This window comes from Mucilaginibacter sp. P4_G9 (assembly GCF_056400985.1).
The window spans coordinates 1-12,118 of sequence record NZ_JBFUKF010000005.1; the positions used below are offsets into that span (position 1 = coordinate 1).

At 42.1% G+C, this 12,118-nt stretch carries 8 protein-coding genes; 2 read left to right on the forward strand and 6 right to left on the reverse strand.

From position 1 onward, the window contains the following. The first annotated feature begins 157 nt into the window (after nt 1–157). Nucleotides 158–1,297, forward strand: coding sequence for a metallophosphoesterase family protein (locus AC1DPZ_RS01230; protein WP_477400679.1), 1,140 nt, complete (start codon nt 158–160; stop codon nt 1,295–1,297). Between the two features lie 43 nt (nt 1,298–1,340). Here the strand turns inward: AC1DPZ_RS01230 and AC1DPZ_RS01235 are convergent, their stop codons facing one another. The 4 genes from AC1DPZ_RS01235 to AC1DPZ_RS01250 form a co-directional block, all read right to left on the reverse strand. Further along, a complete protein-coding gene (locus AC1DPZ_RS01235) occupies nt 1,341–2,441 on the reverse strand; it encodes a phytase (RefSeq protein WP_477400681.1) in 1,101 nt (366 codons plus the stop codon). Between the two features lie 62 nt (nt 2,442–2,503). After that, nucleotides 2,504–3,757, reverse strand: a complete 1,254-nt coding sequence (locus AC1DPZ_RS01240) for a right-handed parallel beta-helix repeat-containing protein (protein WP_477400683.1) — start codon at nt 3,755–3,757, stop codon at nt 2,504–2,506. Between the two features lie 27 nt (nt 3,758–3,784). Then, nucleotides 3,785–6,544 (reverse strand): TonB-dependent receptor, encoded by a 2,760-nt coding sequence (locus AC1DPZ_RS01245; RefSeq protein WP_477400685.1) that lies wholly within the window; start codon nt 6,542–6,544, stop codon nt 3,785–3,787. Nucleotides 6,545–6,807: 263 nt separating this feature from the next. Then, nucleotides 6,808–8,454, reverse strand: a complete 1,647-nt coding sequence (locus AC1DPZ_RS01250) for a tetratricopeptide repeat protein (RefSeq protein WP_477400687.1) — start codon at nt 8,452–8,454, stop codon at nt 6,808–6,810. 413 nt (nt 8,455–8,867) lie between these two features. Here AC1DPZ_RS01250 and katG point away from each other — a divergent pair, with 413 nt between their 5' ends. Beyond that, nucleotides 8,868–11,144, forward strand: a complete 2,277-nt coding sequence (katG, locus tag AC1DPZ_RS01255) for a catalase/peroxidase HPI (protein WP_477400688.1) — start codon at nt 8,868–8,870, stop codon at nt 11,142–11,144. 239 nt (nt 11,145–11,383) lie between these two features. On the opposite strand, the gene AC1DPZ_RS01260 is transcribed toward katG, so the two are convergent. After that, the gene (locus AC1DPZ_RS01260; protein WP_477400690.1) at nt 11,384–11,740 is read right to left on the reverse strand and encodes an alpha-L-fucosidase; all 357 of its coding nucleotides are present in this window, start codon (nt 11,738–11,740) and stop codon (nt 11,384–11,386) included. Further along, on the reverse strand, nt 11,707–11,970 hold the full coding sequence (locus AC1DPZ_RS01265; RefSeq protein WP_477400691.1) for a hypothetical protein: 264 nt from the start codon (nt 11,968–11,970) through the stop codon (nt 11,707–11,709). Before AC1DPZ_RS01265 ends, AC1DPZ_RS01260 begins: the two co-directional genes overlap by 34 nt. Between the last annotated feature and the right edge of the window lie 148 nt (nt 11,971–12,118).

The following is a 12,118-nucleotide window of genomic DNA, read 5'->3' on the forward strand; positions in this document are numbered from 1 at the left end:
GGCAACAACAACTGCAAGATTACCTGCTAAATCAAACACATCTATAAATTCTATTAATTTTACAATGATTATAGTTTTTATCTATATTAACACAGGTGGTGCATATTTAATCGTCTCTTTATATTGATTTAGTACCTTTGGGCTTGCAATAATTAAAATGACGTCTCTCAATTCCCCTAAATATAAGACCCCCGTTTTTAAGAAAAACCAGCCCGACGATACCTATAAATTTCAGCCGCTGCCTGCACCTGCGGGCAAATACCCATACCATTTACAGTTAAAAGATATTGTGCCCAACTTAAATAATGAGCGCATAATGTTTCACATGATTGGCGATACAGGGGGCCTGGGCAACCCGGCATTGCAGCAATTGATAGCTAATACCATGGCCGGTCAATGTAATAAAGCAGGCAACGCGGGCACCAGTCCGCAGTTTTTATATCACCTGGGCGATGTAGTTTACCACTACGGAGAAGCCGAACAATATGACCCGCAATTTTTCCAATCTTTCAACAATTATCCCTGCCCCATTTTCGCGATAGCCGGCAATCATGATAGCGATGTTAATCCCTTAAACATTCATCCATACAAAAGCCTTGATGCTTTTACAAAGGTGTTTTGTGATACCACATCCCGGCCTGTTATTTTCAGCCATCAAACCCACCGCAAAAGTATGGTTCAGCCCAATATATACTGGACCATGGAAACGCCTTTGGCTACCATAATTGGCTTGCACAGTAATGTACCCAAATTTGGCATTATAACCGATGAGCAAAAAAATTGGTTTATTAATGAACTCTGCCAGGCCAATCTTAATCATCCTGAAAAAATACTGATAGTTTGCATTCATCATGCGCCTTATTCTGCCGATATCAATCATGGTTCAAGCCTGCCAATGATCAATTTTTTAGAGGATGCATTTGAGACCGCTGGCAAAAGGCCCGATATTGTTTTCAGCGGGCATGTTCATAACTATCAAAGGTTTTGTAAAAATTATGCTGATGGCAAAAGTGTTCCCTTTATTATAGCAGGAGCAGGCGGATTTGACGAATTACACAGTGTAGCCACCCTGGATGATGAGCGTTTTACAGCCGATATTCCGCAATTTGATGATGTTATGCTGATGAGCTATTGCGATACCGGGTACGGATTTCTCCAGATCACTATAAGCAAAGGTGATGATGAAGTAGTACTCAATAGTAAATACTTTAATGTAACACAAAAAGAGACTACACTAATAGATTCCGTTACCATTAGCAAAAGCATCCAACAAAAAAACCTCCAGGCTTACGACTGAAGGTTTTACTGATTTACTTATGGCCGCCTGATAAAAAAGTTTATTATTTTACTTTTAAATCACTCCCGGCTATATCTTCCCAACGGTAATAATGAAAAGTTTTATCATTACTCATTACTACAAAAATACCATGTTTAAATATTTCATTAAGCGGTACAGCTATTACATCAGATCCATCGCTTTGACGTGCAGCCACATTTGCCACTTTTAATAAGCGGTGTTCAAAAGGATTGTTTTTTGTACCCTCGCGGCTAAATATCTGAAATCGGTTTGCCCCCTGGTCTGATACCAAAATATATCCCGTAGTATCGGTTAATTTGTAAACCGAGATCCCTTCATGGTCGGCCATAAAACCGCTTGTTCCAAATATGGCAAGCTGCTTATCGCCCTTTTCAGGATCTGCATAATATTGCCTTACACCAACTTGCTCATCCGAGTAATAAATATAACCCAACTCATTATCTACTGCAATTGATTCAATTTCCTTTTTACCGCTATACTCACCAAACTTACGTACAAGGCGGGCCTTAACATTCCCCGTACCATCATCTGTAAGCAGATATTGCCAAATGTACCCTCCTTTAAGCGGACCATTTTTACGCCCGACAATGGCATACATCTTACCATTCTTCGCAGTATAAATTGATATACCCATCAGGTCGCGGTACTCATTACYGGTTTCGCCGGCAAATGCTTCTATACCTCCGTTATCTACCGGTTTCAAATCGGGCAGGGAGTATACGCGCAGCTTATGTGTTATGCGTTCTGTAGTAATGGCAATATCTGTTGGTTTGCCATTTAACATTAAGCCGTAGGCTATATCCACATTATTAGGGCGCTTAAGGCCTTTCACTGTTTTGTTAGCTATTATTTTCCCTTCCAGGTTAAAAACATAAAGCGCGCCATCGCTGTTTTTATCCGTCCCAACAATAAGGCTTTGCGCCGGGTTACYGCGGTTAATCCAAATTGCAGGGTCATCGGTATCAAACCCAACCGGATCTGTAATAACTGCAGGTTTTATTTCGGCCGAATTTATGCCTGGCAAATTGATATTACTTTTATTGGCAGCAGCAGTTTGTCCGCAGGCCGTGTTAAATAGCAGTAAAGCTAATGGCGCTATATAAAAAATATTAAATCTGTTCATTAAGTTAAAATAACAGGCGGTCGCTATAAAGAAACCGCCTGTAGTGAATTGTAAATTACCTGCTACTTTGTTCCGAAGGCCCCTACAAATACCGATGGGTCTGGCGATTTATAAGTTATACCATTTATAATAATACCTGCCGCGTGGTGGCGGGTGAAAGTAGTTATGCCTTTTGTTAATGCGGGCGATCCTGCTTTTAAATGAAAATCCMAGCTGGTGTTAAAATCTGCATTGCCGGTTGATATGCTAAGTGGATAATTTACAAATTGCGGATCATTCTCCCCTGCATTTTTGCCAATCACATCATTTACGCCTGCCACAATTTCGGCGCTGGGCTGAAACTGGTTAACGGTAGTCTGATCAAATCCATAATACCAGTTATTGCTATACACCGACCGCTTATCCTCGGGTTTCTTGGTATCTCTTTTAACACCAAAACGGGTGTTGGCAAAAAGATTATTATACAAATCAGCCCTAACGGTACTTTCCAGCCAAACTGATCCGCCTTTTGCGGTAGGCCTTCTCCAACCAGTGTTGATCATGGTATTATTATAGGCTATAATATAAGCCTGTGGTACACGGTCGCCGGTGTTTGATAGCTTAAAGGCATTGGTATTGGTACTGTATACCATGTTATAAGCCAAATCTGCCAAACATCCCGATTTAAAGTTCATAGCCTCGCCGCCTGTTATACCTGTAGTATAAAATAAATTGTTGGCAAAAATCACTTTACCACCTTCAATATAGGTACAATCCTCATTAAAGTTCCTGATAGTGCTGTTGATCACCACCAGTTTCCCGTTAACATTTGAAAACCATAATGCCGGCAAATTTTCGCCGCTTACCGCTTTGTACAAACCTTGCTTTACCGATGTTGAAGCATCAGAAGTTGTAGAACCGCCATATTCCAATATGGTGTTGTCAAGCACCAGCTCGGCGCAACTTTTTGCGGCAAGTATCCCTCCCCAAAGCCTGCCAAATTTTTTGGCTGTGGTTTTATATGCATCATTCACGGTAAATTTAACCGGGTTTTCTGCAGTACCATAGGAGTACAGGTTGCCTTTTACAATAATTTCGGGCTTGGCAACGGTATCCATCAATACGGTCACACCTTCTTCAATGGTTAATGATTTTCCTTCCGGGATAATAATGTCTCCCTTGATCATCTGCGTACTTCCTTTTGCCCATACACCCGATACCTCACCAATGGCCGATCCATCGGCCGGGGTTGTATCAACATCAATATTTGCTTTTTGGCAACCTGCAAAAATCACAACCGATAATGCGATACCTGCAGAAATTTGTTTTAAGTTCATTTTATATATTTTTAAATGATGATGTTTTTATAGTTTATACCTGATACCCAACAGGTAGCTTTGTTTATAATAGTCTTCGCGGATTAACGTTTGCCCGTTTGATACAAGCTTCTCCTGAATTTTAAGGTTTTCGGGATTGGTCCCTTTAATAAAGAGTTTAGCTGGTGTATTGAGCAGATTTCCAGCTTTTAAAAACACACTTATACCGCCTTTAAATCTTTTTTCGGCCGAGAAGTCCATCTGTATAAAACCTTTTTGCCACAGGTCATTATTTAAAAACTGCGAAACGGTATTGATGCGAGGCCCGGTATAAGCGCCAGCCAGTTGGGCATCCCAACCCTTTTTGGTATCCTTATAGAGTAAAGAAATATTACCAATATGTGCAGACTGGCCATAAAGCGGGCGCGATTGCTCAACAGAAATGGCTTCAACATCGCCTGTTGAGCTGTTAATTACCCTTGAGGTTTTAGGCGTGGTAATGCGTGAGTGGGTATAAGTATAGTTGGCTTTGATACCAAATTTATTAAAGAATTTAATATAATCGATCTCCACCCCATAGTTGCGTGCGGTGCCAAAATTACCCGGACTATAATAGATATCCTGACCGCGGGTGGCATCGGCCTGGAAGGTGTATTCAATAGGATCTTTAATTGATTTATAAAACGCGCCTATCAGTAATTGTTGAGATGCATCGGGGAACAGTTCATAGCGCAGATCAAAGTTATCCGCTTTGGCGCGTTTCAAATCGGGGTTACCACGTTCCTGGTATTCTTCGGTTACCACCTTACTTGGTACTATTTCATAAAACCCGGGGCGGTTAAGCGATTTAAAGTATGATGCATGCAGCTGGTCTTTATCGCCCAGTTTATATTTCAACGTTAAACTTGGCAATACATCGGTAAATACCTGGCTTCCTTTAGGCCTTAGCTCACCTGCCGGAAACAGCAGGTTATATGCCTGGTTGGTATGCTCAACCCTTGCGCCGCCGGTTACCTGCAAAGCATTAACAGTAAATTTAAACATTCCGTAACCGGCACTTGTTTTCTCTGAAGCATCATAGGTTAATGGGTTATTTACAGCGCCGGTAGGGTTTTGAACGGCCCATGCTACATCTGTATAGTTTTGAAAATCGGTACCATACTGTGCAGTAGTGTTAATCGGGTAAAGTGTGTAGTTATTAAAAAAACTACTGCGTTGCTTATCCCTGTATAAACCACCTGCTGTAAAATCAACATTTACACTGCCAACCGGTACGGTGTAGGTTATATCCAAATAACCTGCTTTATCTTCATCGGTGTTGCGCTCCCAGCGATGTGTGCTTTGGTCAACCACAGTACGCCTGTCAACATTATTATCACGTACACCGCTTAATGAAATAGTTGTATTATCGGGCACATCGTTTTTTGCTGATGAATAAACGGCCGACCACTGGATCTTTAGTTTGTTATCAAAAAGCTTATGATCGCCATGTAAAGTGCTGTTGTATATTTGCTGCTCGGTTAAACGGGTACGCGTAGAGTAACTTAATTCCGCATCGCCTGCCGACGGATTATAACCGGTGGAGTAATTGGTAGATACCGCGTCCCGGGCCTGTATATTATCCAACTTTACGTATACATTATACAGGCTCAGTTTGTTATTTTTATCAAACACGTAATCAATTTTTCCATGCAAGCCGTATCGCTTTTGCTGTTCTGAATATTGACGGTTGCTTTTGCTGGTGATTACTGCGTACTGGTCGGTACTGTTTACCTCCGAACTGTAAAATGTGCTGTTACTGCCCCTATAGGTATTTTGGTAGCTGCCTGCTAAAATAACACCTAGCTTATTATTAAAAAACCGCTGACCTATTGATAAACTTCCTACCAGGTTTGGGGCTGATTTCTTTGAATCGTAGTTTAATGTCCCTTTAGGAAAATCATTTTGCGTGGCCTGGTAATTTTTGCCGTTAATTTCATAAGGCGACTTATGATTTATTGCTGATGATTGGTAACTAAGAAAATTACGGTCAAAAAATAGCTGATTGTACCCGCCGGCTATATTTGCATTCACCTGGAAACGGCCTGGGGCATCTTTCATTACCATGTTAACTACACCGCCAACAGCATCACCTTCCATGTTCGGCGTAAGGGTTTTGTATATTTCAAGCCTTTCCAGCAAGTCGGCAGGAAATATATCAAGCGGAACATAGCGATATTGATTATCGGGACTTGGAATTTTAACCCCATTTACCAACGTATAATTGTACCGTTTATCCATACCCCTTAAAATGGCATACTGTGCATCGCCATTACTGTTGCGCTCAACCGATACGCCAGACACACGTTGTATAACGTTGGCAACAGTAAGATCGGGAGAGGCTTCAATAGCCCGGCCCGATACTATATTCATAACCTGTACAGATTGCTGCTCAATACGGCGTGCTTCATGCTCTGCCGATCCATCCTTTTTTGATGTTATAGAAACTTCCTGTAAGTCTTTTCCATCAGCCTGCAGGTAAATTTTCACACGTGGGTTATCCTCCTTTTTAATATCAAGCTCCCTGATGATAGTTTTATAGGATATATAAGAAACCCGAAGAGAAAATGAGCCCACGGGAACTCCCTTTAGCTCAAAAGAGCCATCGAGCCCTGTTACGGTTGCTTTATTAGCCTTGTCGAGGGTAACGGTTGCCCCAACAAGCGGTTCACCTGTACTTTGGTCATAAACATGACCTTTTAATGTAGTAGCGCTTGCGGCTGTTGCGCAAAACACAAACATCAATAATATCTGTATAAGTTTATTCATTTTTCGAAATGGATTTATTCAACAATGGGTTCTCTTTTTTTTATGTCGCAAAGGTGTAACGGGAAGAGGCATTAACTGAAATTTAGGCTGTTACAAAAAGTATACACCGTTACACGCACCATATACAGCATGGCAACAAAAAAGTATAAAAATCTGTTAATGAGTTAGATACAAAGCACAAAAACCGACATTATCATTTAATTACCGTTACATTAAGATAATGTTAAGTGATTTGAAAGGCCGGCGCCCCAACGGCATTACGCTTATAGCGTTTGTATAAATGCGGATAGATTATCCCCCTGGTTAAGATTAAGTTTTTTACGCAGGCGGTACCGCGACACCCGGAGACTATCCAAAGATATTCCCAACAGGGTTGCAATATCTTTAGAGTCGAGGTTAATCTTAAGCAATGCGATTAACCGCATATCGGCTGAGGTAAGTTCGTTACTGTATTTTTTCAGGTCTTCAAAAAAACGTTGATGTACCTGCTCAAACGCGGCAGTAAATTCTTTCCAGTGCTGTTCGTGGTTAAAGCTTTGGTTTATCTGGTGAATGATTTGCTGCATCTGTTTCTTTTGATCGCGTTTATCATCCTTAACCATTTCCTGGAGTGTGTTGCGCAAACTCTCCAGCAGCTGATTGTTTTTTATAAGGTTTAAGGTATGGTTGGATAGCTCCTTCCCTTTTAGCTCCAATTGTTGTTTTAATGCATTTTCCTGTAGCTGTTTGTTTTTTAACTCCAGGTTCATTAACTCACGCTGGGCCTCAAAAATCGATTCTTTCTGTGCAGCAAGTACGCGTTGATCTTTAATTTTTAAGCGCTGCCTGCTAAAAATAACCAGGCCTAAAATAACCAGTAAAACAACCACAATTATTTCGGCTATGGTAATCACCTGGTTTGTTTTACGTATGTTGTTTAACCTTGCTATTTCGTCGCTTTTTTTATTAATATCATAAAGCACCTGCAAAAAGGCCGTTTGATTAACCCCTTCTTTTGAATAAACCTCAAGCGAATATTTGCGGCTAAGTTCAATATAATGGTAGGCGCTATCCAGCCGGTTCATTAACTGGTAGGCCTTACCCAGGTCTCTGCAGGCAGCAGCAAGCTGATAGGTATTACTGGTTTGTTGCGCAAGTGCCAATGCCCTGTATGATAGCTTTAAACCTTCTTCATACCGGCCGGTTTTACGTAATATATCGCCAAGGTTATTTACAACCTCAATGCTGCCTATTTCGTTATGGGCTTCATGGTAAAGCAGTAAAGATCTGTTGAAACAATTATAAGCAGAATCATAACGGGCCTGATCTTCATAAATGCTTCCTAAATTTTCGTATATCTTAGCTGCGCCCTGTTTAAAGTTGATTTTTTGATACTTGTTTAAAGCAAGGTTTTGATAATAAAAAGCGCTGTCATACTGCTGATGCTTTTCGTAAAGATGACCGATGTTTCCAAAAATATCGGCCTGTCCCTTTAAATTCCCGTCTTGCCTATATATCGATAAGGCCTTATCATACAACGCACGCGATTTACCAATCTCTTTATTGTAATAATATAATATACCCATCTGGCTCAAATTGGCTGCTAATAGCTCCTTGTTTTTTGATGCCTCAAAAATTTTATCGGCATGTAAATAAAAATCAAGCGCCTGGGCATAGTGACCCTGGTTAAAACAAATCATCCCCATTTGCTGCAAACAAATACCAGTTGTTAAAACATCATTTTTTTCTGTAGCTACAACATATACTTTCTTTAAAATAATGAGTGCAGAATCGGGATGATTTTGACTTATTGCCATTGTATAGGATAATTGCTTATCCTGGGCATGAAGGCTTACTGGCAAAATCCCCATAAACAACCACAGGCAATTCAGGAAGAAATACTTAACAACATGCCTGCGTATACTTATCATTCTTTATATCCCGTTAATTTTCGATACAGCCTTAAAATACAAAAGCTTTTCTAAACAAAGTAAAGCAATCAATATGATGATAATGTTAACAAGCATTTTACAATAAATGCACACAAGATAAATAAAGTTAATTACGCTGCCCTTACTTTTTTGCCATAACCATGAAACTTAAAACCTTGCACAAGTTAAACTTAGCTTTTATTGCCTGCCCTGCAAAAATCAGTTCTCTCCTTAGCTATCCTGCGCAATGGGAAGTATTAATATTCATTTTGCCTGAAATGATTACCATCTAATAAGTTTTAACTATTGGATATAGAATTAATTGATTGTGATTGTGTTATCTAATGTCATAATTTTATATCGCTGTACAATCAATGGGTGCAGGTAAGTGTTCAATATATAAACTCATAACTATGGAAAAAGAATCAAATGACATCAGTAAATGTCCGTTCCACAACGGCAGCATGAAACACAATGTTGGCGGTGGTGGCACCCGGAACCACGATTGGTGGCCCAATCAGTTAAAGCTGAGTATCCTGCGTCAGCACTCTTCTTTATCAAACCCGATGGGCGAAGATTTCAATTATGCCGAAGCCTTTAAAAGCCTCGACCTCGCTGCTGTGAAAAACGACCTTCATGCACTCATGACCGACTCACAGGACTGGTGGCCCGCAGATTTTGGTCATTACGGCGGGTTGTTCATCCGCATGGCATGGCACAGTGCAGGAACCTATCGCGTGGGCGACGGACGTGGAGGCGCCGGCGCCGGGCTGCAACGTTTCGCACCGCTTAACAGCTGGCCCGATAACGTAAGCCTCGATAAAGCCCGCAGACTGCTTTGGCCCATCAAACAAAAATATGGTCGCAAAATTTCATGGGCCGATCTGATGATCCTTACCGGTAACGTAGCACTGGAATCCATGGGCTTTAAAACCTTTGGCTTTGCCGGTGGACGTGAAGATGTATGGGAAGCTGATGAATCTGTGTATTGGGGCGCTGAAAACACCTGGCTGGGTGGAGATTTGCGTTATGCACATGGTTCACCCGGCGTAAAAGAGGAGCATGGCGTCTTGGTATCAGACGATGATGCCGATCGCGACATCCACTCCCGCAACTTGGAAAAACCGCTTGCAGCTGTACAAATGGGGTTGATCTATGTAAACCCTGAAGGTCCTGACGGTAATCCTGATCCTTTTATGGCCGCTAAAGACATTCGTGATACGTTTGGACGCATGGCGATGGATGATGAAGAAACCGTTGCATTAATAGCCGGAGGCCATAGCTTTGGCAAAACCCACGGCGCCGCAACTGCCGACCATGTAGGCAAAGAGCCCGAAGCTGCCGGCATCGAAACGCAGGGCTTCGGTTGGAGCAACAGTTATGGTTCTGGCAAAGGTGCGGATACAATTACCAGCGGGCTGGAAGTAACCTGGACCAAAACGCCTACTCAATGGAGTAATAATTTTTTTGAAAACCTGTTTGGCTTTGAATGGGAACTTACAAAAAGTCCGGGCGGCGCGCATCAATGGGTTGCTAAAACTGACGAGGCCATTATTCCGGATGCTTATGACGGTACAAAAAAACATAAGCCTGCAATGCTTACTACCGACCTTGCTTTGAGGCTCGACCCGGCTTACGAAAAAATATCAAGACGCTTTTTGGAAAATCCCGATGCGTTTGCAGATGCGTTTGCGCGTGCATGGTTTAAATTAACCCACCGCGACATGGGCCCCCTTGCACGTTACCTGGGCCCGGAAGTACCACAGGAAGAACTGTTGTGGCAGGATCCTATTCCTGCAGTTGACCATATATTAATTGTTGAAAGTGATATTGAAGCTTTAAAAGCAAAAGTATTGGAATCAGGCTTAAGCGTATCTGAGCTGGTTTCCACAGCATGGGCTTCGGCTTCCACTTTCCGCGGTTCCGACAAGCGCGGTGGCGCCAATGGCGCCCGCATTCGCCTTGCTCCACAAAAATACTGGCAGGTGAACAATCCGGCGCTGTTGCAAAACGTATTGAACATACTCGAGGCCATTCAAAAAGAATTTAATGCTGCGCAGGCCAACGGCAAGAAAGTTTCGCTGGCAGATTTGATCGTGCTGGCCGGTTGCGCAGGTGTTGAAAAAGCAGCTAAAGATGCCGGACAGGCTATAACGGTTCCGTTTACACCGGGCCGTATGGATGCCTCGCAGGAGCAAACCGATGTGGAATCGTTCGGCTACCTGGAGCCTGCGGCCGACGGGTTCCGTAACTATCGCAAATCAAAAGTACCTGTATCTACCGAAGAGTTGCTAATAGATAAGGCGCATTTGCTTACACTTACGGCACCAGAGTTAACCGTATTGTTAGGTGGGTTGCGTGTATTGGGTACTAATTTTGATGGCTCCAAACATGGTGTTTTCACTTCACGCCCCGGTGTGCTCACCAACGATTTCTTTATAAACCTGCTCAATATGGGCACATCCTGGAAAGCGGCATCTGCTGACAAGGAAGTTTATGAAGGTAGCGACCGCGCTACCGGCGAAGTAAAATGGACAGCAACCCGTGCAGACCTTGTTTTTGGTTCCAACTCAGAACTAAGGGCTGTGGCCGAGGTATACGGAAGCGTAGATGCCCAGGATAAGTTTTTGAAGGATTTTATAGAAGTCTGGAATAAAGTGATGAACCTGGACAGATTTGACTTAGCTTGATTGTAAATCATGAATCACCTTCGGTTTCACTGTTGACCACTAATGGATCAGATAGATGAACAAGATTAGGTAGTATTTTAAATAAGGCACCCTGGACCGGTGCCTTATTTAATTTTTACATCAATCCTTTTTTAGCTGTAGTGTTATCACAAATGGCTGGGTAAATTTTGTGTCCCCTAAATGCAGGTAATAATCGCTCCCGTACGTTTTCTCGATCCGGAATTTTTGATGGCTATCGGTTAAAAGGGAGTTATCTGCAATTGTTGTTTTTTCGGAAGTTTTAATTTTAATGCTTTAGAGACAGGTATATTGAAAACGATCATATAAAGCTTGCCGTCGCCCGGCTTTTGTGTAAAATAACCCCAATCCTGTTTTTCCAGGCTGGCATTGTCGCATCCATATATAGCGGCTGAATTGGTCTTCATCCATGCACCGACTTCCTTAGCCAGGTTTTGCTCATAAGTGCGGATACTGTCGTCGGGCTGGGGACCGAAATTAAGCACAAAATTTCCGCCCATTGAGGTGCAGGTTGCCAGCATTTCCTTTATTTCGTAAGGGGTTTTTACATGGCATTCCCATATTTTGTGTATCCCCATTGATTTTCGGGTACTGTCATGCATGCCTCCCAGTCAAAATCCAGTTTTTTTACCTTTGATGGCAAACGGCGCTCAAAACTGCCGTCAAAATCACCAAAATGCCGCCCCTTATAGTCATGGTCTACATGCCCCCGTGCATCTGGACGAATTCGGTTATTAAGGCTGATACCTGGTTTTAATATAGCAATGGGGGAGACGGCATTTGATAAAATATCGCCTTGACAATACAATGGTAACAAAATAATAATCTAAAAAAATAGTGAAAAATAGCGCAACCGTTTGCACAGGCCATATCAAACGTTTGCGTAAGTTTTATAGCCCAGGGGCATGGTTCTGCGCTTTATTTTTCAATTAAATTTTAGTTAGTTTCGAGAATGT